This window comes from Streptomyces sp. NPDC002209 (assembly GCF_042890265.1).
In the GTDB taxonomy this organism is placed as follows: Bacteria; Actinomycetota; Actinomycetes; order Streptomycetales; family Streptomycetaceae; genus Streptomyces.
Window position 1 is genome coordinate 175,195 of record NZ_JBIARX010000007.1, and the last position, 24,190, is coordinate 199,384.

Here is a 24,190-nt window from a genome sequence, read left to right on the forward strand (position 1 = left end):
GGGTCCGGGCCGCGCACCCGGCCGCGCCGCCGCAGTACCAGGCGCGAGCATGAGGAGCATCGTTGAGCAGGTTGCGTTGGCTGACCGCCGGGGAGTCGCACGGTCCGGCGCTGGTGGCGACGCTGGAGGGGCTTCCCGCCGGCGTTCCGGTCACCACCGAGCTGGTGGCCGACCATCTGGCGCGGCGCCGGCTCGGGTACGGGCGCGGTGCGCGGATGAAGTTCGAACAGGACGAGGTGACCTTCCTCGGCGGTGTCCGCCACGGTCTGTCCCTGGGTTCGCCGATCGCGGTCATGGTGGGCAACACCGAGTGGCCGAAGTGGGAGAAGGTCATGTCGGCCGATCCCGTGGACCCCTCGGAGCTGAAGGAGACGGGCCGCAACGCCCCCCTGACGCGTCCGCGCCCGGGCCACGCCGACCTGGCGGGCATGCAGAAGTACGGCTTCGACGAGGCCCGGCCGATCCTGGAGCGCGCGAGCGCCCGTGAGACCGCCGCCCGCGTCGCCCTCGGCGCCATCGCCCGGTCCTTCATCAAGGAGACCGCGGGCATCGAGATCGTCTCGCACGTCATCGAGCTGGCCGCGGCCAAGGCCCCGTACGGCGTGTACCCGACCCCCGCGGACGTGGAGAAGCTGGACGCCGACCCGGTGCGCTGCCTCGACGCGGACGCGTCGAAGGCGATGGTCGCCGAGATCGACCAGGCCCACAAGGACGGCGACACCCTCGGCGGCGTCGTCGAGGTCCTCGCGTACGGGGTCCCGGTCGGCCTCGGCTCGCACGTGCACTGGGACCGCCGCCTGGACGCCCGCCTCGCGGCCGCGCTGATGGGCATCCAGGCCATCAAGGGCGTCGAGGTCGGCGACGGCTTCGACCTGGCCCGCGTACCGGGCTCGCAGGCGCACGACGAGATCGTGTCCACCCCCGAGGGCATCAAGCGCACCTCCGGCCGCTCCGGCGGCACCGAGGGCGGTCTGACCACCGGTGAACTGCTGCGCGTACGGGCCGCCATGAAGCCGATCGCGACCGTCCCGAAGGCGCTCGCCACGGTCGACGTCGCCACCGGCGAGGCCGCGGCCGCGCACCACCAGCGCTCCGACGTCTGCGCCGTCCCCGCCGCCGGCATCGTCGCCGAGGCGATGGTCGCCCTCGTCCTCGCGGACGCGGTCGTCGAGAAGTTCGGCGGCGACTCGGTGCCCGAGACCCGGCGCAACGTCCGGTCGTACCTCGACAACCTGCAGATCCGGTGACGGGCGGACCACTGGTCGTCCTCGTCGGCCCCATGGGGTCCGGCAAGTCCACGGTGGGGGCGCTGCTCGCCGAACGGCTCGGCGTCCCCTACCGGGACACCGACGCCGACATCGTCGCGGCCCAGGGCCGCGAGATCTCGGACATCTTCGTCGACGAGGGCGAGCCGTACTTCCGTGAGCTGGAACGGCAGGCGGTCGCCGCCGCCCTCGCCCGGCACACCGGAATCCTCGCCCTCGGCGGCGGCGCCGTCCTCGACGCGGGCACCCGGCAGCTGCTGGCCGGCCTGCCCGTCGCCTACCTCTCCATGGACGTCGAGGAAGCCGTCCGGCGCGTCGGCCTGGGCGCCGCGCGCCCGCTGCTCGCCGTCAACCCGCGCCGCCAGTGGCGCGAGCAGATGGAGGCCCGGCGCCCCCTGTACACCGAAGTCGCGCGCGTCGTGGTGGCCACCGACGACCGCACCCCCGAAGAGGTCGCCCAGGCGGTCCTCGACGCTCTGGAGTTGAAGGACGTATGACAGACCAGGTGACGCGCATCCAGGTCGGCGCCGTAGCCGGACACGACGCGTACGACGTGCTGGTCGGCCGGCAGCTGCTCGGCGAGCTCGGCGCACTGATCGGCACCCAGGCCCAGCGGGTCGCCGTGATCCACCCCGAGGCGCTGGCCTCGACCGGTGAGGCGCTGCGCGACGACCTGGCCGCACAGGGCTACGAGGCGGTCGCCATCCAGGTGCCGAACGCCGAGGAGGCCAAGACGGCCGAGGTCGCCGCGTACTGCTGGAAGGCGCTGGGCCAGTCCGGGTTCACCCGCACCGACGTGATCGTCGGCGTCGGCGGCGGAGCCACCACGGACCTCGCGGGCTTCGTGGCGGCCACCTGGCTGCGCGGGGTGCGCTGGATCGCCGTACCGACCACCGTCCTCGCGATGGTCGACGCGGCCGTCGGCGGCAAGACCGGCATCAACACCGCCGAGGGCAAGAACCTGGTGGGCTCCTTCCACCCGCCGGCCGGCGTGCTGTGCGACCTCGCGGCGCTGGACTCGCTGCCGGTCCACGACTACGTCAGCGGCCTCGCGGAGATCATCAAGGCCGGTTTCATCTCCGACCCGGTGATCCTCGACCTCATCGAGGCGGACCCGCAGGGCGCGCGTACGCCCGACGGCCCGCACACGGCCGAGCTGATCACCCGCTCCATCCAGGTCAAGGCGGACGTGGTCTCCAGCGACCTCAAGGAGGCCGGGCTGCGGGAGATGCTCAACTACGGGCACACCCTCGCGCACGCCATCGAGAAGAACGAGCGCTACAAGTGGCGCCACGGCGCTGCCGTGTCCGTCGGCATGGTCTTCGCCGCCGAACTCGGCCGCCTCGCCGGCCGGCTCGACGACGCGACGGCCGACCGGCACCGGGAGATCCTCGCCTCCGTCGGCCTGCCGCTGACCTACCGCGGCGACCAGTGGCCCCAGCTGCTCCAGACCATGCAGGTCGACAAGAAGTCCCGCGGCAACCTGCTGCGCTTCATCGTCCTCGACGGACTGGCCAAGCCCACCGTCCTCGAGGGCCCCGACCCGGCACACCTGGTCGCCGCGTACGGCGAGGTGTCGGCGTGAGCCGCAAGGTGCTCGTGCTGAACGGCCCGAACCTGGGCCGGCTCGGGTCGCGCGAGCCCGACGTGTACGGTGCCACTTCGTACGCCGGACTCGTGGAGAGCTGCCGCGCGCTCGGCGAGGAGCTCGGCTTCGACGTCGAGGTCCGCGAGACCAACGACGAGGGCGCGATCGTACGCTGGCTGCACGAGGCGGCGGACGGCAAGATCCCGGTCGTGATCAACCCGGGTGCCTTCACGCACTACTCGTACGCCATGCGGGACGCGGCCGCGCAGCGCACCGCGCCGCTGATCGAGGTGCACATCTCGAACCCGTACGCCCGCGAGGAGTTCCGGCACACGTCGGTCATCGCCTCGGTGGCGACCGGGACGGTGGCGGGCTTCGGCATCGGCTCGTACCGGCTGGCGCTGCGCGCACTGGCGGACGAAGTCTGACGGTGCTGGTGGGCGGCTCCGCCGCCGCGGTCATATAACGTTCTCGCATCAGTCGGTGGAACGAGACGGAGTGGCAGCGGATGCAGCAAGGAGTGGGGGGCGGCGGCGCCGGCTGGGGGCAGCCGGGACATCATCCGTCGGCGCCCCCGCAGCCGCCGATACCCCCCGCACAGGGGTGGCCGGTGCCTGCGCCGCCGCAGGCACCGCCGCCGCACGTGCCGCCGCCACCGCCGTCCGGCCCCGAGGCCACGACGGGGCACATCCCGCTGCCGCCCGCCGTGCCCGGCACCGGCGGCGCCACGCTGGCCGTGCTGCTGATCGGCCCGGCGGGCGCGGGGAAGACCACGGTGGCCCGGCACTGGGCCAGCACCCGGCCGGTGCCGACCGCGCACGTGAGCCTGGACGACGTCCGGGAATGGGTGTGCTCGGGCTTCGCGGACCCGCAGGCGGGCTGGAACGACCATTCCGAGGCCCAGTACCGGCTGGCCCGCCGCACCTGCGGCTTCGCCGCCCGCAACTTCCTGGCCAACGGGATCTCCTGCATCCTCGACGACGCCGTGTTCCCCGACCGGCCCGTGGTGGGCCTGGGCGGCTGGAAGCGCCACGTCGGCCCCGCCCTGCTGCCGGTCGTCCTCCTTCCCGGCCTGGAGATCGTCCTGGAGCGCAATGCGGCCCGCTCGGGGAACCGGCGCCTCTCGGACGAGGAGGTCGCCCGCATCCACGGCCGGATGGCCGGCTGGTACGGCTCCGGCCTGCCGATCATCGACAACTCGGACCTCGACGTGGAAGGCACGTCCCGGGCCCTGGACGAAGCCCTGGCCCGCGCCATCGCGGCACCCGCCTTCTGACCGCCCCGCGCGGCCGGGCCCTCGTACGGGCGTGCTCACCAGGCCGGATGCGCGGGGCGCTCGTACGCTCGAAGACATGTCAGACGTGTACGCGGCCCGCCGGGGCCTGCTTCGCGACCGCTGTGCCGCCGCGGGGAACGCCGCCGCACTGATCACGCGTCCGGCGAACGTCCGCTACCTCGCCGGGGCGTCCCCGCCGGGCGCCGTCCTGCTCGTCGGGCCGGGCGGTGAGGACATGCTCTTCACCGTCGGCCCGCCCAGCGGCGAAGCCGACGAGGGCCGCCTCGACGATCAGCTCAGACTCTCCGTGCTGTCCGCCCCCGGCAGCGACGCGGCCGTCGCCGCCGGCGACACGGCCGCCTCCCTGCGCGCCGACTCGCTGGCCGTCGAGGAGCACCACCTCACCGTCGCCCGGCACCGGGCCCTGCGCTCCGTCGCGCCCAAGCTGCGGCTCGCAGACCTCGGGACCTCCGTGGAGCAGCAGCGCCTCGTCAAGGACGAGGAGGAGATCGCCTGCCTGCGGATCGCCGCCGAGATCGCCGACCAGGCGCTCGGCGAACTGCTGGAGTCGATCCTGGTGGGCCGCACCGAACGCCACCTCGCCCTGGAGCTGGAGCGCCGCCTCGTCGACCACGGGGCCGACGGACCGGCCTTCCCGACCTCCGTCGGCACCGGGCCGAACTCGGGGAGCTCCCGGCACCGGCCGTCCGACCGCCGCGTCGAGGAGGGCGACTTCCTCTCCGTCTGCCTCGGCGCCAATTACCGCGGCTACCGCTGCGAGATCGGCCGGACCTTCGTCATCGGCACCAGCCCGGCCGACTGGCAGATCGAGCTCTACGATCTTGTTTTCGCGGCCCAGCGGGCGGGACGCGAGGCCCTCGTGCCCGGCGCCGCGTACCGCGAGGTCGACCGTGCCGCGCGCTCCGTACTGGACTCCGCAGGACATGGTGAATCCATTGCTCCGTGGACCGGACACGGCGTCGGCCTCGAAATCGACGAGGACCCGCAGCTTGCACCTACGGCAATGGGTAAACTGGACGCTTGCGTGCCGGTCACCGTCGAACCGGGGGTTCACCTCCCGGGCCGGGGAGGTGTCCGGATCGATGACACGCTCGTCGTGCGCCCCGAGGCGGACGGCGGTCCCGAGCTACTCACCATTACGACCAAGGAGCTGCTCGCGCTCTAGCCCGCTGCGGCGGGCTGTGCGCGCACCCGTGGTCTTCCAGTGCAGGAGATTCCGCAACCGTGGCTTCCACGAACGACCTCAAGAACGGCATGGTGCTCAAGCTCGACGGTGGCCAGCTCTGGTCCGTCGTCGAGTTCCAGCACGTCAAGCCCGGCAAGGGCCCGGCCTTCGTGCGCACCAAGCTGAAGAGCGTGATGTCCGGCAAGGTCGTCGACAAGACGTTCAACGCCGGCACGAAGGTCGAGACGGCCACCATCGACCGCCGCGACATGCAGTTCTCGTACATGGACGGCGACTACTTCGTCTTCATGGACATGCAGACCTACGACCAGCTGATGGTCGACCGCAAGGCCGTCGGCGACGCCGCCAACTTCCTGATCGAGGGCTTCACCGCCTCGGTCGCCCAGCACGAGGGCGAGGTGCTCTACGTCGAGCTCCCGGCCGCCGTCGAGCTCGTCATCGAGCACACCGACCCGGGCGTCCAGGGCGACCGCTCCACCGGTGGCACCAAGCCGGCGCGCCTGGAGACCGGGTACGAGATCCAGGTCCCGCTCTTCGTCACCACCGGCGAGAAGGTCAAGGTCGACACCCGCACCTCCGACTACCTCGGCCGGGTGAACAGCTAACCGTGGCTGCCCGCAGCAACGCGCGCAAGCGCGCATTCCAGATCCTGTTCGAGGCCGACCAGCGCGGGGTGCCCGTGCGCGAGGTCCTCGCGGACTGGATCCGCCACGCGCGGTCGGACGACCGGCAGCCGCCCGTCAGCGCCTTCACGATGGATCTCGTCGAGGGTTACGCCGACAAGGTGAACCGCATCGACGACCTGATCGTCACCTACGCCGTGGACTGGGAACTCGACCGCATGCCGGTCGTGGACCGGAACATCGTGCGGCTCGGTGCCTACGAGCTGATCTGGGTGGACGACACCCCGGACGCCGTGGCCATCGACGAGGCCGTCCAGCTGGCCAAGGAATTCTCGACGGACGAGTCCCCCTCGTTCGTGAACGGGCTGCTGGCCCGCTTCAAGGACCTGAAGCCGAGCCTGCGCCGGGGAGAGTAGACCCCGGCGGTTCGGCGAGAACGGAGGGCCCGCAGCGCACATGCGCCGCGGGCCCTCCGTTTCTGCTTCCGCTTCCTTCGTGCTCCGCCTGCGGTTCCGCTTGCGCTGCCGGGCCCGGAGACGCGAAACCGGCGTGGGCCGGGAGCCACGGCCGGCTCCCGGCCCACGCCGGTAACGTTTCTGCTGGTCCTGGGCGCGGGACTAGATGTCCTCGTGCGCCACGGCGCGACGCGCATCCGCGTCGAGCACGCCCCAGCTGATCAGCTGCTCGGTCAGGACCGAGGGGGACTGGTCGTAGATGACGGCGAGGGTGCGCAGGTCGTCCTGACGGATCGACAGCACCTTGCCGTTGTAGTCCCCGCGCTGGCTCTGGATGGTCGCCGCGTACCGCTGCAGCGGACCGGCCTTCTCGGCGGGCACGCCCGCGAGGCGCTCGAGGTCGAGGCGCAGCTTCGGCGGCGGCTCGGCCGCCCCTCCGGGGGTCGTGCCCGGCAGGAGCTCCTGCACCGGCACCCCGTAGAAGTCCGCCAGCTCGGCAAGGCGCTGGACGGTCACGGCGCGGTCCCCGCGCTCGTACGATCCGACCACCACGGCCTTCCACCGGCCCTGGGACTTCTCCTCGACACCGTGGAGGGAGAGGCCCTGCTGGGTGCGGATGGCGCGGAGCTTGGCCCCGAGCTGTTTGGCGTATTCGCTGGACATAACGCTCCCGGACGCTGTGACGCTGTGACGACATGGACGCTGACGACATGGACCACGTGCGGCTCCGCCGCGCGGCTGGTAACTCACTGTGAGGTTACGCAGCGTTACTTGGATGCGTCAAGCCGAATGCTCTTCGACGCCCACGTACGAGGGGCGGGCACCGGCCCGGTGCGGGTTCCCCACCAGGGTCCTGGTACCGTGGAGGACGTACATCAGACGTCCTTTAAGGTCCGTCCCGTGAGGCGGAGAAGGAGGTCCTTTTCATGGACGCTCAGGCTGCTCAGAACGTCGATGCCCAGAGCATCGAGGCGATGCGCCCCGTGCTCGAGGCACAGGACATCGCGCGGGTGCTGACCCGCATCGCCCACGAGATCGTCGAACGCGCCAAGGGCGCCGACGACGTGGTGCTCCTCGGCATCCCCACCCGCGGTGTGTACCTCGCCCGCCGGCTGGCCGCCAAGCTCGAAGAGATCACCGGCACGAAGATCCCGGTCGGATCCCTCGACATCACCATGTACCGCGACGACCTGCGGATGAAGCCCGCCCGCGCGATCGGCCGCACCGAGATCCCCGGCGACGACATCGACGGGCGCCTCGTCGTCCTCGTCGACGACGTGCTCTTCTCCGGCCGCACCATCAGAGCCGCCCTCGACGCACTGGGCGACCTCGGCCGCCCCCGCGCCGTACAGCTCGCGGTCCTCGTCGACCGCGGCCACCGCGAGCTGCCGATCCGCGCCGACTACGTCGGCAAGAACCTCCCCACGTCGCTGCGGGAGACCGTCAAGGTCCAGCTCCAGGAGGAGGACGGCCGAGACGCCGTACTGCTCGGGCAGCGGACCGACGCGGCCGCCGGGCGGTAGTAGCCCGTACGGGTGAGGGGCCCCGAACGCGGGGGCCGTGCGCGAGCCTGCCCGCCGGGCCGCACTCCCTCCCGTCCGCCGCTCCGCCCCTCACCGCTCTGACCTCGCCACTGCTCTGACCTCACCGACATACGGAGCACCCTGATGAAGCGCCACCTCATCTCGGCCGCCGATCTCACGCGCGACGACGCCGTCCTCATCCTCGACACCGCCGAGGAGATGGCACGCGTCGCGGACCGGCCGATCAAGAAGCTGCCCACCCTGCGCGGCCTCACCGTCGTCAACCTCTTCTTCGAGGACTCGACCCGCACCCGGATCTCCTTCGAGGCGGCCGCCAAGCGGCTCTCCGCCGACGTCATCAACTTCTCCGCCAAGGGCTCCTCGGTCTCCAAGGGCGAGTCCCTGAAGGACACCGCGCTGACCCTCGAGGCCATGGGCGCGGACGCGGTCGTCATCCGCCACCACGCCTCCGGCGCCCCCTACCGGCTCGCGACCTCCGGCTGGATCGACTCCGCCGTCGTCAACGCGGGCGACGGCACCCACGAGCACCCCACCCAGGCGCTGCTGGACGCCTTCACCATGCGCCGCCGCCTGGTCGGCCGCGACGCCGGCCTCGGCAAGGACCTGAACGGCCGGCGTATCACCATCGTCGGCGACGTCCTGCACAGCCGGGTCGCCCGCTCCAACGTCCAGCTGCTCCACACGCTCGGCGCCGAGGTCACCGTGGTGGCCCCGCCCACCCTGGTCCCGATCGGCGTCGAGAGCTGGCCCTGCGAGGTCTCGTACAACCTCGACGAGGTGCTGCCGAAGTCCGACGCGGTCATGATGCTGCGTGTGCAGCGCGAACGCATGAACGCCGCCTTCTTCCCGACCGAGCGCGAGTACTCCCGCCGGTACGGGCTCGACGGCGACCGCATGGCCAAGATGCCCGAGCACGCCATCGTCATGCACCCCGGACCGATGAACCGCGGCATGGAGATCACCGCCGAGGTCGCCGACTCCGACCGCTGCACCGCCGTCGAGCAGGTCGCCAACGGCGTCTCCACCCGGATGGCCGTCCTGTACCTGCTGCTCGGAGGCTCCGAGCCCGCCGTCACCACAACCAGCACGCCCCGCATCGAGGAGAGCAAGTAATCATGAGCAAGATCCTGATCCGTGGGGCGAAGGTACTCGGTGGCGAGGCGCAGGACGTCCTGATCGACGGCGAGACCATCGCCGAGGTCGGCACCGGACTCTCCGCCGAGGGCGCGACCGTCATCGAGGCCGAGGGCCAGGTCCTCCTCCCCGGCCTCGTCGACCTGCACACCCACCTGCGCGAGCCCGGCCGCGAGGACTCCGAGACCGTCCTGACCGGCACCCGCGCCGCGGCCTCCGGCGGCTTCACCGCCGTCTTCGCCATGGCGAACACCTTCCCGGTCGCCGACACCGCCGGCGTCGTCGAGCAGGTCTGGCGGCTCGGCAAGGAATCCGGCTACTGCGACGTGCAGCCCATCGGCGCCGTCACCGTCGGCCTGGAGGGCAAGCAGCTCTCCGAGCTGGGCGCCATGCACGAGTCCGCCGCCCGCGTCACCGTCTTCTCCGACGACGGCAAGTGCGTCGACGACGCCGTGATCATGCGCCGCGCCCTGGAGTACGTGAAGGCCTTCGGCGGCGTCGTCGCCCAGCACGCCCAGGAGCCCCGCCTGACCGAAGGCGCCCAGATGAACGAGGGCGTCGTCTCCGCCGAGCTGGGCCTGGGCGGCTGGCCCGCCGTCGCCGAAGAGTCGATCATCGCCCGCGACGTCCTCCTCGCCGAGCACGTCGGCTCCCGCGTGCACATCTGCCACCTCTCCACCGCCGGCTCCGTCGAGATCGTCCGCTGGGCCAAGTCCCGCGGCATCGACGTCACCGCCGAGGTCACCCCGCACCACCTCCTCCTCACCGACGAGCTGGTCCGCTCGTACAACGCGGTCTACAAGGTCAACCCGCCGCTGCGCACCGAGCGCGACGTGATGGCCCTGCGCGAGGCACTCGCCGACGGCACGATCGACATCGTCGCCACCGACCACGCCCCGCACCCCCACGAGGACAAGGACTGCGAGTGGGCCGCCGCAGCCATGGGCATGGTGGGACTGGAGACCGCGCTCTCCGTCGTCCAGCAGACGATGGTGGAGACCGGGCTCCTCGACTGGGCGGGCGTCGCCGAGCGCATGTCCTTCGCCCCGGCGCGGATCGGCGGCCTGGACCACCACGGCCGCCCCGTCTCGGCAGGTGAACCCGCGAACCTGACGCTGGTCGATACCTCGTACCGTGGTGTCGTGGACCCCGCACACTTCGCCTCCCGCAGCCGCAACACGCCTTACGAGGGCCGTGAGCTGCCGGGTCGCGTCACTCACACCTTCCTGCGGGGCCGGGCAACGGTCGTGGACGGGAATCTGGCGTGACACCTGCAGTAATCCAACTGGCCGCCGAGGCCGCCGAACGACGGTCGGCGGAGGTGACGGACTGGGGCGCCCGCATCGCGTGGGTGATCGGTCTGCTCGTCTTCATCGCGTTCGTGTACTGGCTGATGCGGCAGGGCTGGAAATGGCGCGGAGCCCTGCAGAGCGATCTGCCGGAGCTCCCCGCCGCCCCCGGCGGCCTCCCCGAGCACCGGCTGGCCCTGACCGGCCGGTACCACGGGTCCACCACCGCCGGGCAATGGCTCGACCGGATCGTCGCCCACGGTCTGGGCGTCCGCAGCCGGGTCGAGCTCACGCTCACCGACGCGGGCCTCGACGTGGTCCGTCCGGGTGCCACCGACTTCTTCGTACCGGCCGCGCAGCTGCGCGGCGCCCGCCTCGACAAGGGAATCGCGGGCAAGGTACTCACCGAGGGCGGTCTCCTCGTCGTCACCTGGGCGCACGGCGACAAGCTGATCGACTCCGGATTCCGCTCCGACCGCGCGGCCGAACACGCCGCCTGGGTCGAAGCACTCAATCTCATGAACCAATCCATCACGACGGAAGGCGCCGAACGATGACGACCTCCACCAGGGGAGCAGCCAAAGCTCCCGCCGTACTCGTCCTGGAGGACGGTCGGATGTTCCGCGGCCGCGCCTACGGCGCTGTGGGGGAGACCTTCGGCGAGGCCGTGTTCTCCACCGGCATGACCGGCTACCAGGAGACCCTCACCGACCCGTCGTACCACCGGCAGGTCGTCGTGATGACCGCCCCGCACGTGGGCAACACCGGCGTCAACGACGAGGACCCCGAGTCCTCCCGCATCTGGGTCGCCGGGTACGTCGTACGCGACCCCGCCCGCATCCCCTCCAACTGGCGCTCGCAGCGCTCGCTGGACGAGGAGCTGGTCAAGCAGGGCGTCGTCGGCATCTGCGGCATCGACACCCGCGCGCTGACCCGCCACCTGCGCGAGCGCGGCGCCATGCGCGTCGGCATCTTCTCGGGCGAGGCCTGGGCGCACGTCCGCGACGAGGCCCTGCTGGCGAAGGTCCAGGCCTCCCCGCAGATGAAGGGCGCGAACCTCTCCGCCGAGGTCGCCACCAAGGCGACGTACGTCGTCCCCGCCATCGGCGAGAAGAAGTTCACCGTCGCCGCCGTCGACCTCGGCATCAAGGGCATGACCCCGCACCGGATGGCCGAACGCGGCATCGAGGTGCACGTGCTGCCCGCCACCGCCACCGTCGAGGACGTCTACGCGGTCCGGCCCGACGGCGTGTTCTTCTCCAACGGCCCGGGCGACCCGGCCACCGCCGACGGCCCCGTCGCCGTCATGCAGGGCGTCCTGGAGCGCAAGACCCCGCTCTTCGGCATCTGCTTCGGCAACCAGATCCTGGGCCGCGCGCTCGGCTTCGGCACGTACAAGCTGAAGTACGGCCACCGCGGCATCAACCAGCCGGTGCAGGACCGCACCACCGGCAAGGTCGAGGTCACCGCGCACAACCACGGCTTCGCCGTGGACGCGCCGCTCGACAAGGTCTCCGAGACCCCCTACGGCCGCGCCGAGGTCTCCCACGTCTGCCTGAACGACCAGGTCGTCGAAGGCCTCCAGCTGCTCGACCAGCCGGCCTTCTCCGTCCAGTACCACCCCGAAGCGGCTGCCGGCCCGCACGACGCCGCATACCTCTTCGACCGCTTCGTATCCCTGATGGAGGCCGAGCGTGCCTAAGCGCACCGATATCCAGTCCGTCCTGGTCATCGGCTCCGGCCCGATCGTCATCGGACAGGCCGCCGAGTTCGACTACTCCGGCACCCAGGCCTGCCGCATCCTCAAGGCCGAGGGCCTGCGGGTCATCCTGGTGAACTCCAACCCGGCGACGATCATGACCGACCCGGAGATCGCCGACGCCACGTACGTCGAGCCGATCACCCCCGAGTTCGTCGAGAAGATCATCGCGAAGGAGCGCCCCGACGCGCTGCTCCCGACCCTCGGCGGCCAGACCGCGCTCAACACCGCGATCTCCATGCACGAGCAGGGTGTGCTGGAGAAGTACGGCGTCGAGCTCATCGGCGCCAACGTCGAGGCCATCAACAAGGGCGAGGACCGCGACCTCTTCAAGGGCGTCGTCGAGGCCGTCAAGGCCAAGATCGGATACGGCGAGTCCGCCCGCTCGGTCATCTGCCACTCGATGGACGACGTCATCAAGGGCGTCGACACCCTCGGCGGCTACCCCGTCGTCGTCCGCCCCTCCTTCACCATGGGCGGCGCCGGCTCCGGCTTCGCCCACGACGAGGACGAGCTGCGCCGCATCGCCGGCCAGGGCCTCACGCTCTCCCCGACCACCGAGGTGCTCCTGGAGGAGTCCATCCTCGGCTGGAAGGAGTACGAGCTGGAGCTGATGCGCGACACCAAGGACAACGTGGTCGTCGTCTGCTCCATCGAGAACTTCGACCCGATGGGCGTCCACACCGGCGACTCCATCACCGTCGCCCCGGCGATGACGCTGACCGACCGCGAGTACCAGCGGCTGCGCGACATCGGCATCGCGATCATCCGCGAGGTCGGCGTCGACACCGGCGGCTGCAACATCCAGTTCGCGATCGACCCGGTCGACGGCCGCGTCATCGTCATCGAGATGAACCCGCGCGTCTCGCGCTCCTCGGCGCTCGCGTCGAAGGCCACCGGCTTCCCGATCGCCAAGATCGCCGCCAAGCTGGCCATCGGCTACACGCTCGACGAGGTCCCCAACGACATCACCGAGAAGACGCCGGCCTCCTTCGAGCCGTCCCTCGACTACGTCGTGGTCAAGGCCCCGCGCTTCGCCTTCGAGAAGTTCCCGCTGGCCGACGCCACCCTCACCACCACCATGAAGTCGGTGGGCGAGGCCATGGCCATCGGCCGCAACTTCACCGAGGCCCTCCAGAAGGCCCTGCGCTCCCTGGAGAAGAAGGGCTCGCAGTTCACCTTCGTCGGCGACCCCGGTGACAAGGCCGAGCTGCTGGCCACCGCGGTCCGCCCGACCGACGGCCGCATCAACACCGTCATGCAGGCCATCCGCGCCGGCGCCACCCAGGAAGAGGTCTTCGAGTCCACGAAGATCGACCCCTGGTTCGTCGACCAGCTCTTCCTGATCAAGGAGATCGCCGACGAGCTGGCCGGCGCCGAGAAGCTCGAGCCCGAGCTCCTCGCCGAGGCCAAGCGGCACGGCTTCTCCGACGCCCAGATCGCCGAGATCCGCGGCCTGCGCGAGGACGTCGTCCGCGAGGTCCGCCACGCCCTCGGCGTCCGCCCGGTCTACAAGACGGTCGACACCTGCGCCGCCGAGTTCGCGGCGAAGACCCCGTACTTCTACTCCTCGTACGACGAGGAGTCCGAGGTCGCGCCCCGCACCAAGCCCGCGGTGATCATCCTGGGCTCCGGCCCGAACCGCATCGGCCAGGGCATCGAGTTCGACTACTCCTGCGTCCACGCCTCCTTCGCGCTCAGCGACGCCGGCTACGAGACCGTGATGGTCAACTGCAACCCGGAGACCGTCTCGACGGACTACGACACCTCCGACCGCCTGTACTTCGAGCCGCTGACGCTCGAGGACGTGCTGGAGATCGTCCACGCCGAGTCGCTGGCCGGCCCCATCGCCGGCGTCGTCGTCCAGCTCGGCGGCCAGACCCCCCTCGGTCTCGCCCAGGCGCTCAAGGACAACGGCGTCCCCGTCGTCGGCACCTCGCCCGAGGCCATCCACGCCGCCGAGGACCGCGGCGCCTTCGGCCAGGTCCTCGCCGAGGCCGGCCTGCCCGCCCCCAAGCACGGCACCGCGACCACCTTCGCGGGTGCGAAGGCCATCGCCGACGAGATCGGCTACCCGGTCCTCGTCCGCCCGTCCTACGTGCTCGGCGGCCGCGGCATGGAGATCGTCTACGACGAGGCCCGCCTCGAGTCGTACATCGCCGAGTCCACCGAGATCTCGCCGACCCGCCCCGTGCTGGTCGACCGCTTCCTCGACGACGCCATCGAGATCGATGTCGACGCCCTCTACGACGGCAACGAGCTCTACCTCGGCGGCGTCATGGAGCACATCGAGGAAGCCGGCATCCACTCCGGCGACTCCGCCTGCGCCCTGCCCCCGATCACCCTCGGCGGCTTCGACATCAAGCGGCTGCGCGCCTCCACCGAGGCCATCGCCAAGGGCGTCGGCGTCCGCGGCCTGATCAACATCCAGTTCGCGATGGCGGGTGACATCCTCTACGTCCTGGAGGCCAACCCGCGCGCCTCCCGCACCGTCCCCTTCACCTCGAAGGCGACCGCGGTCCCGCTCGCGAAGGCCGCCGCCCGCATCTCGCTCGGCACCACCATCGCCGAGCTGCGCGAGGAGGGCATGCTCCCGAAGACCGGCGACGGCGGCACCCTGCCGCTCGACGCGCCGATCTCCGTCAAGGAGGCCGTCATGCCGTGGTCGCGCTTCCGCGACATCCACGGCCGCGGCGTCGACACCGTCCTCGGCCCGGAGATGCGCTCCACCGGCGAGGTCATGGGCATCGACTCCGTCTTCGGCACGGCGTACGCCAAGTCGCAGGCCGGCGCCTACGGCCCGCTGCCCACCAAGGGCCGCGCGTTCATCTCCGTCGCCAACCGCGACAAGCGCTCGATGATCTTCCCGGCGCGCGAGCTGGTCGCCCACGGCTTCGAGCTCATGGCCACCTCCGGCACCGCCGAGGTGCTGCGCCGCAACGGCATCAACGCCACCGTGGTGCGCAAGCTCAGCGAGGGCGAGGGCCCGAACGGCGAGAAGACCATCGTCCAGCTGATCCACGACGGCCAGGTCGACCTGATCGTCAACACCCCGTACGGCACCGGCGGCCGCCTCGACGGCTACGAGATCCGTACGGCGGCCGTGGCGCGCAGCGTCCCGTGCCTGACCACGGTCCAGGCGCTCGCCGCGGCCGTCCAGGGCATCGACGCGCTCAACCACGGCGGCGTGGGCGTCCGCTCGCTCCAGGAGCACGCGGAGCACCTGACCGCGGCCCGCGACTAGCAGCCCGTACGAGGAGGGGGACACGGATGCGCGATGCGCATCGGTGTCCCCCTCGTCATGAGCGCACAAGGGATCTTCTCGACATGTACAAACTCTTCTTCGACCTCGTCTTCAAGCGGATGGACCCGGAGCAGGCCCACTACCTGGCCTTCCGCTGGATCCGGCTCGCCGCCCGCACCCCGGTGCTGCGCACCTTCGTGGCGGCGGCCCTGGCCCCGCGCCACAAGGAGCTGCGCACCGAGGCGCTCGGACTGCGCATGCACGGCCCCTTCGGCCTCGCGGCGGGCTTCGACAAGAACGCCGTGGCCATCGACGGCATGTCCATGCTCGGCTTCGACCACATCGAGATCGGCACGGTCACGGCGCAGGCGCAGCCGGGCAACCCCAAGAAGCGGCTGTTCCGGCTCGTGCCGGACCGCGCGCTGATCAACCGGATGGGCTTCAACAACGAGGGCTCCGCGGCCGTGGCGGCCCGCCTGGCGGCCCGGGTCCCCGTCTTCAAGACGGTCGTGGGCGTCAACATCGGCAAGACCAAGGTCGTGCCGGAGGAGGAGGCGGTGGCGGACTACGTCGCCTCCACCGAGCGCCTGGCCCGCCACGCGGACTACCTGGTCGTGAACGTCTCCTCGCCGAACACGCCGGGCCTGCGCAACCTCCAGGCCACCGAGTCCCTCCGGCCGCTCCTGACGGCCGTACGGGAGGCCGCGGACCGCACGGTGACCGACCGCCGGGTCCCGCTCCTGGTGAAGATCGCGCCGGACCTCGCGGACGAGGACGTGGACGCGGTCGCGGACCTGGCCCTGGAGCTGGGCCTGGACGGCATCATCGCGACGAACACCACCATCGCGCGGGAGGGGCTGGGCCTGAAGTCCGACCCGTCCCTCGTGAAGGAGACCGGAGGCCTCTCCGGCGCCCCCGTCAAGGAGCGCTCCCTGGAGGTCCTGCGCCGCCTGTACGCCCGTGTGGGCGACCGCCTGGTCCTGGTGGGCGTCGGGGGCATCGAGAACGCCGAGGACGCCTGGCAGCGGATCCTGGCCGGCGCGACCCTGATCCAGGGCTACAGCGCGTTCATCTACGAGGGCCCGTTCTACGCCCGCGCCATCCACAAGGGCCTGGCCGCGCGCCTGGCCGTCAGCCCGTACGCGACCCTCGCCGAGGCCGTCGGCGCCGAAACCCGAAAGGCCGCCCAGTGACCGAGACCCCCGTGAACGAGAGCGCCGTGACCCCCTTCGGCACCCGCCTGCGCGCGGCGATGGACTCCCGCGGCCCCCTGTGCGTGGGCATCGACCCGCACGCGGCCCTGCTGTCGTCGTGGGGCCTGAACGACGACATCGCGGGCCTGGAGAAGTTCTCCCGCACGGTCGTGGAGGCCCTGGCCGACTCGGTGGCCGTCTTCAAGCCGCAGGCGGCCTTCTTCGAGCGCTTCGGCTCGAAGGGCATCGCCGTGCTGGAGCAGACCGTGGCCGACGCGCGGGCCGCGGGCACGCTGGTCGTGATGGACGCGAAGCGCGGTGACATCGGCTCGACGATGGCCGCGTACGCGCAGACGTTCCTCTCGCCGTCCTCGCCGCTGTTCTCCGACGCCCTGACGGTGTCCCCGTACCTGGGCTACGGCTCGCTGCAGCCGGCGGTGGAACTCGCCCGCCGCTCGGGCGCCGGTCTCTTCGTCCTCGCGCTCACCTCGAACCCGGAGGGAGCGGAGGTCCAGCGCGCGGTGCGCGAGGACGGCCGCACGATCGGCGCGACGATGCTGGCCCACCTCGCGGCGGAGAACGAGGGCGCGGCGCCGATGGGCTCCTTCGGAGCGGTGGTCGGGGCGACGCTGGGCGACCTGTCGTCCTTCGACCTGGACATCAACGGGCCGCTGCTGGCCCCCGGCATCGGCGCGCAGGGTGCGACGGCGGCCGATCTGCCGGCGGTCTTCGGCGCGGCGGTCCGCAACGTGGTCCCGAACGTGTCGCGGGGCGTGCTGAAGCACGGTCCGGACGCCGCGGCCCTGCGCGCCTCGGCCACCCGGTTCGCGGACGAAATCCGCGAGGCGGTCTCCGTCTGAGGCCGTTCGGAAGTGCCGTCGGGCGCTCAGGCCGCACCGCACGTCGCACGGTCTGACGAAATTCGAACGTCTTTCACCGGACAAAACCGGGGTGGTTTGTCCGTGATGTACGGTTCAGTGGAGGCTGACCAGGACTTTTCGTCCGTTCTCGCTGACTGGAGCGGCCTTGGCCGCTAGTCTCCGATCAGAGTGAACGAGCAGCGAACGAGTTCCACCGCTGTTCGGGCATTCGCCTGGTGTGGCGCCCTAGGGTTCCCCACCGGTCCGTATCCGACAGTTCGACATCCGAGGTGACGTAGGCGTGGCTCTTCCGCCCCTTACCCCTGAACAGCGCGCAGCCGCGCTCGAAAAGGCCGCCGCGGCTCGCCGGGAGCGGGCCGAGGTGAAGAATCGACTCAAGCACTCCGGCGCCTCGCTCCAAGAGGTCATCAAGACGGGCCAGGAGAACGACGTCATCGGCAAGATGAAGGTCTCCGCCCTGCTGGAGTCCCTGCCTGGCGTGGGCAAGGTCCGCGCCAAGCAGATCATGGAGCGCCTCGGCATCTCCGAGTCCCGGCGTGTCCGAGGTCTCGGTTCCAACCAGATCGCGTCTCTGGAGCGTGAGTTCGGCACTCCTGCCGGCTGACGCGTTGCCTGAAGTTCTCCCGGCGTTCTCAGGCAGTCCCGAGAACCTGGATAATCGCTCTATGGCAGCAGAGGTTCGTCCGCGGCTGACCGTGCTCTCCGGCCCTTCGGGGGTCGGCAAGAGCACGGTCGTCGCGCATATGCGCAAGGTCCACCCCGAGGTATGGCTCTCGGTGTCGGCCACCACCCGCAAGCCGCGGCCCGGTGAGCGACACGGAGTCCACTACTTCTTCGTCAACGACGACGAGTTCGACAAGCTGATCGCCAACGGCGAGCTGCTGGAGTGGGCCGAGTTCGCGGGCAACCGCTACGGCACACCGCGCGGCGCGGTGGTGGAGCGACTCGAGAACGGCGAGCCCGTTCTCCTGGAGATCGACCTCCAGGGCGCGCGACTCGTCCGCGAGTCCATGCCCGAAGCACAACTCGTCTTCCTGGCGCCGCCGAGCTGGGACGAGCTGGTCCGCCGGCTCACCGGCCGCGGCACCGAATCGCCCGAGGTCATCCAGCGCAGGCTGGAGACCGCCAAGGTCGAGCTCGCTGCCGAGTCCGAGTTCGACACCACCCTGGTGAACACCTCCGTCGAGGACGTGGCGCGCGAGCTGCTAGCCTTGATGGAAGTTGTCTGATCGTTGATCGATGTTCATTTCGATCAATGCTTGATCTTTCACCCATCTTCGGAAGGTAGAGCGTGTCCTCTTCCATCACTGCGCCCGAGGGCATCATCAACCCGCCGATCGACGAGCTGCTCGAGGCCACGGACTCGAAGTACAGCCTCGTGATCTACGCGGCCAAGCGCGCGCGTCAGATCAACGCGTACTACTCGCAGCTCGGTGAGGGCCTGCTCGAGTACGTCGGCCCGCTGGTGGACACCCACGTCCACGAGAAGCCGCTTTCGATCGCGCTGCGCGAGATCAACGCGGGTCTGCTGACCTCCGAGGCCATCGAGGCCCCGGCTCAGTAAGGCACCGAGCATTCCTTTCACCACAGGCCCGGCAGAACATCTGCCGGGCCTGTGGTGTGTCATAGACACGTACGACGATCAGCGAGAGAGGGCGTGTGTGGTGGGTAAGCCGAAGGTCGTGCTCGGAGTCAGCGGCGGGATCGCCGCCTACAAGGCGTGCGAGCTGCTGCGCCGGCTGACCGAGTCCGGACACGACGTACGGGTGGTGCCCACGGCGGCGTCCCTGAACTTCGTGGGCGAGGCCACCTGGGCCGCGCTGTCCGGCAACCCGGCCGGAACCGAGGTCTGGGAGACGGTCCACGAGGTCCCCCACGTCCGGATCGGGCAGGGCGCCGACCTCGTCGTCGTCGCCCCGGCCACCGCGGACATGCTCGCCAAGGCGGCCCACGGCCTCGCCGACGACCTCCTCACGAACACGCTGCTCACCGCGCGCTGCCCCGTGGTGTTCGCCCCCGCCATGCACACCGAGATGTGGGAGCACCCCGCCACCCGGGAGAACGTGGCCACGCTGCGCCGCCGCGGCGCCCTCGTCATCGAGCCCGCCGTCGGCCGGCTCACCGGCAAGGACACCGGCAAGGGGCGGCTGCCCGACCCCGAGGAGATCTACGAGGTCTGCCGCAGGGTCCTGGCGCGCGGCGTGGCCGAGCCCGACCTGGCCGGCCGGCACGTGGTGATCAGCGCGGGCGGCACGAGGGAGCCGCTCGACCCGGTCCGCTTCCTAGGCAACCGCTCCTCCGGCAAGCAGGGCTACGCGCTGGCCCGCACGGCCGTCGCCCGCGGGGCCCGGGTCACCCTCGTGGCGGCCAACACCGCGCTGGCCGACCCGGCCGGGGTGGACGTCGTACGGGTCGGGACGGCCGTACAGCTGCGCGAGGCCGTCCTCGAGGCGGCCGCGGCCGCCGACGCCGTGGTGATGGCCGCGGCCGTGGCCGACTTCCGGCCGGCCGAGTACGCCGACGGCAAGATCAAGAAGAAGGACGGGCAGGATCCGGCCCCGGTGGCGCTCGTCCGCAACCCCGACGTCCTCGCCGAGATCTCGGCCGACCGGGCCCTGGAGGGCCAGGTCGTGGTCGGTTTCGCCGCCGAAACTGACAATGTCCTCGCGAACGGCCGGGCCAAATTGCTCCGCAAGAGGTGTGATCTTCTCGTCGTGAACGAGGTGGGCACATCCAAGACCTTCGGTTCCGAGGAGAACGAAGCTGTGATCCTTGCCTCCGATGGGGCAGAGGTGGCGGTTCCCTTTGGTCCGAAGGAAGCGCTGGCCGAAGTGATTTGGGACCAGGTCGTCCCGCGACTCGCTCCCCGACGCGCCTGAGCGACGGCTCTTCTCGTAGCGGATTCCATGAGCCAGAATGGAGTGCCGCAGGTCACATGGCTCCCATTGGGCGAGACAGGTGGTCCGGCAAACGGTGGCGACCGATAAACTGCATTCGGAACGTGATCGGGCGCAGCCCCCGGTGTGGTTCCGCCAAATGATCAGCCAGCAGCCGCTGCAACCCCAGGGAGCGTTGTGTCCCGTCGCCTGTTCACCTCGGAGTCCGTCACCGAGGGTCACCCCGACAAGATCGCTGACCAGATCAGCGACACGATCCTCGACGCACTTCTCACCGAGGACCCGACCTCGCGTGTGGCCGTGGAGACCCTCATCACCACCGGTCTCGTCCACATCGCCGGTGAGGTGACGACGAAGGCGTACGCGCCGATCGCGCAGCTCGTCCGCGACAAGATCCTCGAGATCGGCTACGACTCGTCGAAGAAGGGCTTCGACGGCGCCTCCTGCGGCGTCTCGGTGTCCATCGGCGCGCAGTCCCCGGACATCGCGCAGGGCGTCGACACCGCGTACGAGAAGCGCGTCGAGGGCGACGAGGACGAGCTCGACAAGCAGGGCGCCGGCGACCAGGGCCTGATGTTCGGCTACGCGTGCGACGAGACCCCCGAGCTCATGCCGCTCCCGATCCACATCGCGCACCGGCTCTCGCGCCGCCTGTCCGAGGTCCGCAAGAACGGGACCATCCCGTACCTGCGCCCCGACGGCAAGACCCAGGTCACCATCGAGTACGACGGCGACAAGGCCGTCCGCCTCGACACCGTCGTCGTGTCCTCGCAGCACGCCTCGGACATCGACCTGGACTCGCTGCTCGCCCCGGACATCCGCGAGTTCGTCGTCGAGCACGTGCTCAAGGAGCTCGTCGAGGACGGCATCAAGCTCGACACCGACGGCTACCGCCTCCTGGTCAACCCGACCGGCCGCTTCGAGATCGGCGGCCCGATGGGCGACGCCGGCCTGACCGGCCGCAAGATCATCATCGACACGTACGGCGGCATGGCCCGCCACGGCGGCGGCGCCTTCTCCGGCAAGGACCCGTCCAAGGTCGACCGCTCCGCCGCGTACGCGATGCGCTGGGTCGCCAAGAACGTGGTCGCCGCCGGCCTCGCCTCGCGCTGCGAGGTCCAGGTCGCGTACGCCATCGGCAAGGCCGAGCCCGTGGGCCTGTTCGTCGAGACCTTCGGCACCGCCAAGGTCGAGGTCCAGAAGATCGAGGACGCGATCGGCCAGGTCTTCGACCTCCGCCCGGCCGCGATCATCCGCGACCTGGACCTGCTGCGCCCGATCTACGCCCAGACCGCCGCGTACGGCCACTTCGGCCGCGAGCTGCCGGACTTCACCTGGGAGCGCACCGACCGCGTCGACGCGCTGCGCACGGCTGCCGGCCTGTAAGCCCACCCCGCCGCACGGCGGACCCGTACGGCCCCGGACCCGCTGGTCCGGGGCCGTACCGCGTTGATCGGCCGCGACCCGGCACCCGTGCCGCTCCCGCCCGCCCTCATCTCGGGAGGGCGCCCACTGTCGGTGGCGTTTGGTAAGAATGCTGCTGTGAGCAGGGACAACGGCGAGAGCGAAACCGAGGCGGGCGGCCCGCCGGAGCAGCTCGCGCTGATACGGGAGATGGTCGCCGAGGCGAAGGCCAAGGCCCCCAAGGCCAAGCCGCGCACCTGGCGGGGCGCCGCCCTCGCCAAGGAGCTGCCGGTCGCCCGGATCCTCGTCAACAAGGGCGTCCTCCACCTCGACCAGCTCTGGGACTACGCCGTCCCCGAAGAGCTCTCCGAAGCGGCACAGCCCGGAGTCCGCGTCCGGGTCCGCTTCGGGGCCGGCGCGCACCAGGTCCACGGCGGCCGCCGCGAGGGCGGCGGCCTCATCGACGGGTTCATCGTCGAGCGCCGCGCCGAATCCGACTACAACGGTGCCCTGGCCGCCCTCGCCCACGTCGTCTCGCCCGAGATCGTGCTCACCCCGGGCATGCTGGCCCTGGCCCGGGCCGTCGCCGACCGGTACGCGGGCAGCCTGGCCGACGTACTCCAGCTCGCCCTGCCCCCGCGCAACGCGCGCGCCGAGGCCAAGCCCTCACCCGAACCGCTGCCCCCGCCCGCCGCCCCCGAACCGGGCGGCTGGACGCGGTACGGCTCAGGCCCCGCCTTCCTGCGGGCCCTCGCCGGCGGCGGCGCCCCGCGCGCCGTCTGGACCGCCCTGCCCGGCCCCGGCTGGGCCGACGAGCTGGCCCGCGCCATGGCCGCCACCCTCGCCTCCGGCCGCGGCGCCCTCGCCGTCCTGCCCGACGGGCGCACCGCAGCCCGGGTCGACGCCGCGCTGACCGCCCTGCTCGGCGAAGGGCGGCACGCGCTGCTGACCGCCGAATCGGGCCCCGAGAAGCGCTACCGCCAGTGGCTCGCCGTGCACCGCGGCTCGGTGCGGGCCGTCATCGGCACCCGGGCCGCGATGTTCGCGCCCGTACGGGACCTCGGGCTGGTCGCCGTCTGGGACGACGGCGACTCCAGCCACAGCGACGACCACGCGCCGTTCCCGCACGTACGCGAGGTCCTGGAGCTGCGGGCCGTCGGCGACGGCTGCGGATTCCTGGCCGGGAGCACGAGCTGCACCGTGGAAGCCGCCCAGCTGGTCGAGACGGGCTGGGCGCGGCCGCTCGTCGCCGACCGGGAGACGGTACGGGCCTGCGCGCCCCGGATCCGGACCGTCGGCGACGAACTGCTGGCCCGCGACGAAGCGGCCCGCGCCGCCCGGTTGCCCAGCCTGGCCTGGGAGACCGTACGCGAGGGCCTGAAGTCCGGGCCCGTGCTCGTCCAGGTGCCCCGGCGCGGCTATGCGCCGAGGCTCGCGTGCGAGCGGTGCCGCACCCCCGCCCGCTGCAAGGCCTGCGCGGGGCCGCTGGAGGCCCCCGACGCGCGGGACCTGCACTGCGGCTGGTGCGGACGGCAGGAGACCGCCTGGCACTGCGAGGAGTGCGGATCGTTCCGGCTGCGCGCCCAGGTGGTGGGCGCCCGGCGGACCGCCGAGGAGCTCGGGCGGGCCTTCCCGGCCGTGCCCGTGCGCACGTCCGGCCGCGACCACGTCCTGGACGAGGTGCCCGACCGGCCCGCGCTGGTGGTGAGCACCCCCGGAGCCGAGCCGGTCGCGGCGGGCGCCGGATACGCGGCGGCGCTGCTCCTGGACGGCTGGGCGATGCTGACCCGGCCCGACCTGAGGGCCGGGGAGGACGCCCTGCGCCGGTGGATCGCGGCCGCCTCGCTGGTCCGCGGGGAGGGGCAGGTCGTCGTGGTCGCCGAGCCGACGCTGCGCCCCGTCCAGGCCCTCGTGCGGTGGGATCCGGTGGGCCACGCCGTACGGGAGCTCGCGGAACGGGCCCAGCTCGGCTTCCCGCCGGTGTCCCGGATGGCGGCCGTGGCCGGGCGGGGCGAGGCCGTGGAGGCCTTCCTGGCCGGAGCCGGGCTGCCGCCGGACGCGGAGGTGCTGGGCCCGGTCCCGGTGCCGGGCCGGCGCGGGGAGCCGTCGCCGGGGGAGCGGGCCCTGGTCCGCGTCCCGCCCGGCAGCGGGGCCGCACTGGCGGCCGCCCTGAAGTCGGCCCAGGCGGCCCGGCTGGCACGCGGAGTCCCGGCGGCGGAGGCGGTCCGGGTCCGGATCGACCCGCCGGACATCGGCTAGGCCCCGCCGGCCAGACGGGACTTTGACGACACTCCCCAGTGCCGTGACCGGCCGGGGCGCAGCCGAACGCCCCCGGCGGGAACGACCGAGGCGGTCGCCCCGCCGGGGGCGGGATGCGGGTACGGCGTCAGGCCGGCCGGCCGTCGGAGGTCGGCGTCCCGGCGGCCGGCGG

At 71.5% G+C, this 24,190-nt stretch carries 23 protein-coding genes; 22 read left to right on the forward strand and 1 reads right to left on the reverse strand.

Annotated elements, in window-relative coordinates:
- Window positions 1-62: 62 nt before the first annotated feature.
- From aroC to nusB, 8 genes are all read left to right on the forward strand, one after another.
- Window positions 63-1,247 carry a chorismate synthase gene (aroC, locus tag ACFYXK_RS16735; RefSeq protein WP_383512062.1) on the forward strand — a complete coding sequence of 395 codons (1,185 nt, stop codon included), beginning with the start codon at window positions 63-65 and terminating at the stop codon, window positions 1,245-1,247.
- Window positions 1,244-1,762 carry a shikimate kinase gene (locus ACFYXK_RS16740; protein ID WP_383512061.1) on the forward strand — a complete coding sequence of 173 codons (519 nt, stop codon included), beginning with the start codon at window positions 1,244-1,246 and terminating at the stop codon, window positions 1,760-1,762. Before aroC ends, ACFYXK_RS16740 begins: the two co-directional genes overlap by 4 nt.
- On the forward strand, window positions 1,759-2,850 hold the full coding sequence (gene aroB / locus ACFYXK_RS16745) for a 3-dehydroquinate synthase (protein WP_389411780.1): 1,092 nt from the start codon (window positions 1,759-1,761) through the stop codon (window positions 2,848-2,850). The genes ACFYXK_RS16740 and aroB overlap by 4 nt, the downstream gene beginning before the upstream one ends.
- The gene (aroQ, locus tag ACFYXK_RS16750) at window positions 2,847-3,281 is read left to right on the forward strand and encodes a type II 3-dehydroquinate dehydratase (protein WP_327363271.1); all 435 of its coding nucleotides are present in this window, start codon (window positions 2,847-2,849) and stop codon (window positions 3,279-3,281) included. Before aroB ends, aroQ begins: the two co-directional genes overlap by 4 nt.
- A gap of 80 nt (window positions 3,282-3,361) precedes the next feature.
- Window positions 3,362-4,129, forward strand: coding sequence for an AAA family ATPase (locus tag ACFYXK_RS16755; RefSeq protein WP_389411781.1), 768 nt, complete (start codon window positions 3,362-3,364; stop codon window positions 4,127-4,129).
- Window positions 4,130-4,205: 76 nt separating this feature from the next.
- Window positions 4,206-5,315, forward strand: coding sequence for a M24 family metallopeptidase (locus ACFYXK_RS16760; protein WP_389411782.1), 1,110 nt, complete (start codon window positions 4,206-4,208; stop codon window positions 5,313-5,315).
- Window positions 5,316-5,374: 59 nt separating this feature from the next.
- A complete protein-coding gene (efp, locus tag ACFYXK_RS16765; protein ID WP_389411783.1) occupies window positions 5,375-5,941 on the forward strand; it encodes an elongation factor P in 567 nt (188 codons plus the stop codon).
- A gap of 2 nt (window positions 5,942-5,943) precedes the next feature.
- On the forward strand, window positions 5,944-6,375 hold the full coding sequence (nusB, locus tag ACFYXK_RS16770; protein WP_356848408.1) for a transcription antitermination factor NusB: 432 nt from the start codon (window positions 5,944-5,946) through the stop codon (window positions 6,373-6,375).
- A gap of 201 nt (window positions 6,376-6,576) precedes the next feature.
- Here nusB and bldD read toward each other — a convergent pair whose 3' ends face one another.
- Window positions 6,577-7,077, reverse strand: coding sequence for a transcriptional regulator BldD (gene bldD, locus ACFYXK_RS16775; RefSeq protein WP_007263032.1), 501 nt, complete (start codon window positions 7,075-7,077; stop codon window positions 6,577-6,579).
- Between the two features lie 263 nt (window positions 7,078-7,340).
- Between bldD and pyrR the strand changes: the two genes are divergently transcribed.
- The 14 genes from pyrR (at window position 7,341) to ACFYXK_RS16845 (ending at window position 24,018) form a co-directional block, all read left to right on the forward strand.
- The gene (pyrR, locus tag ACFYXK_RS16780; RefSeq protein WP_383512057.1) at window positions 7,341-7,937 is read left to right on the forward strand and encodes a bifunctional pyr operon transcriptional regulator/uracil phosphoribosyltransferase PyrR; all 597 of its coding nucleotides are present in this window, start codon (window positions 7,341-7,343) and stop codon (window positions 7,935-7,937) included.
- A 144-nt stretch (window positions 7,938-8,081) separates the two neighbouring features.
- Entirely contained in the window at window positions 8,082-9,071 is a 990-nt protein-coding gene (locus ACFYXK_RS16785; RefSeq protein WP_030294587.1) for an aspartate carbamoyltransferase catalytic subunit, read from the forward strand.
- A 2-nt stretch (window positions 9,072-9,073) separates the two neighbouring features.
- Window positions 9,074-10,360, forward strand: a complete 1,287-nt coding sequence (locus ACFYXK_RS16790; RefSeq protein ID WP_389411784.1) for a dihydroorotase — start codon at window positions 9,074-9,076, stop codon at window positions 10,358-10,360.
- Window positions 10,357-10,938 carry a hypothetical protein gene (locus tag ACFYXK_RS16795; RefSeq protein WP_389411785.1) on the forward strand — a complete coding sequence of 194 codons (582 nt, stop codon included), beginning with the start codon at window positions 10,357-10,359 and terminating at the stop codon, window positions 10,936-10,938. The genes ACFYXK_RS16790 and ACFYXK_RS16795 overlap by 4 nt, the downstream gene beginning before the upstream one ends.
- Window positions 10,935-12,083, forward strand: a complete 1,149-nt coding sequence (carA, locus tag ACFYXK_RS16800) for a glutamine-hydrolyzing carbamoyl-phosphate synthase small subunit (RefSeq protein ID WP_389411786.1) — start codon at window positions 10,935-10,937, stop codon at window positions 12,081-12,083. The genes ACFYXK_RS16795 and carA overlap by 4 nt, the downstream gene beginning before the upstream one ends.
- Window positions 12,076-15,384 carry a carbamoyl-phosphate synthase large subunit gene (carB, locus tag ACFYXK_RS16805; protein ID WP_389411787.1) on the forward strand — a complete coding sequence of 1,103 codons (3,309 nt, stop codon included), beginning with the start codon at window positions 12,076-12,078 and terminating at the stop codon, window positions 15,382-15,384. The genes carA and carB overlap by 8 nt, the downstream gene beginning before the upstream one ends.
- Before the next feature lie 83 nt (window positions 15,385-15,467).
- Window positions 15,468-16,577 carry a quinone-dependent dihydroorotate dehydrogenase gene (locus ACFYXK_RS16810; protein WP_383512052.1) on the forward strand — a complete coding sequence of 370 codons (1,110 nt, stop codon included), beginning with the start codon at window positions 15,468-15,470 and terminating at the stop codon, window positions 16,575-16,577.
- Between the two features lie 26 nt (window positions 16,578-16,603).
- Window positions 16,604-17,437 carry an orotidine-5'-phosphate decarboxylase gene (gene pyrF / locus ACFYXK_RS16815; RefSeq protein ID WP_389411886.1) on the forward strand — a complete coding sequence of 278 codons (834 nt, stop codon included), beginning with the start codon at window positions 16,604-16,606 and terminating at the stop codon, window positions 17,435-17,437.
- 301 nt (window positions 17,438-17,738) lie between these two features.
- Window positions 17,739-18,062: an integration host factor gene (locus ACFYXK_RS16820; RefSeq protein ID WP_008740406.1), complete on the forward strand. Its 324-nt coding sequence runs from the start codon at window positions 17,739-17,741 to the stop codon at window positions 18,060-18,062.
- Between the two features lie 61 nt (window positions 18,063-18,123).
- Window positions 18,124-18,687 (forward strand): guanylate kinase, encoded by a 564-nt coding sequence (gene gmk / locus ACFYXK_RS16825; protein ID WP_030157469.1) that lies wholly within the window; start codon window positions 18,124-18,126, stop codon window positions 18,685-18,687.
- Between the two features lie 62 nt (window positions 18,688-18,749).
- The gene (rpoZ, locus tag ACFYXK_RS16830) at window positions 18,750-19,022 is read left to right on the forward strand and encodes a DNA-directed RNA polymerase subunit omega (protein WP_004948662.1); all 273 of its coding nucleotides are present in this window, start codon (window positions 18,750-18,752) and stop codon (window positions 19,020-19,022) included.
- Window positions 19,023-19,122: 100 nt separating this feature from the next.
- Window positions 19,123-20,337: a bifunctional phosphopantothenoylcysteine decarboxylase/phosphopantothenate--cysteine ligase CoaBC gene (gene coaBC / locus ACFYXK_RS16835; protein WP_389411788.1), complete on the forward strand. Its 1,215-nt coding sequence runs from the start codon at window positions 19,123-19,125 to the stop codon at window positions 20,335-20,337.
- A gap of 195 nt (window positions 20,338-20,532) precedes the next feature.
- Window positions 20,533-21,741: a methionine adenosyltransferase gene (gene metK / locus ACFYXK_RS16840; protein ID WP_266631096.1), complete on the forward strand. Its 1,209-nt coding sequence runs from the start codon at window positions 20,533-20,535 to the stop codon at window positions 21,739-21,741.
- A gap of 156 nt (window positions 21,742-21,897) precedes the next feature.
- On the forward strand, window positions 21,898-24,018 hold the full coding sequence (locus ACFYXK_RS16845) for a primosomal protein N' (protein WP_389411789.1): 2,121 nt from the start codon (window positions 21,898-21,900) through the stop codon (window positions 24,016-24,018).
- Window positions 24,019-24,190 lie beyond the last annotated feature (172 nt).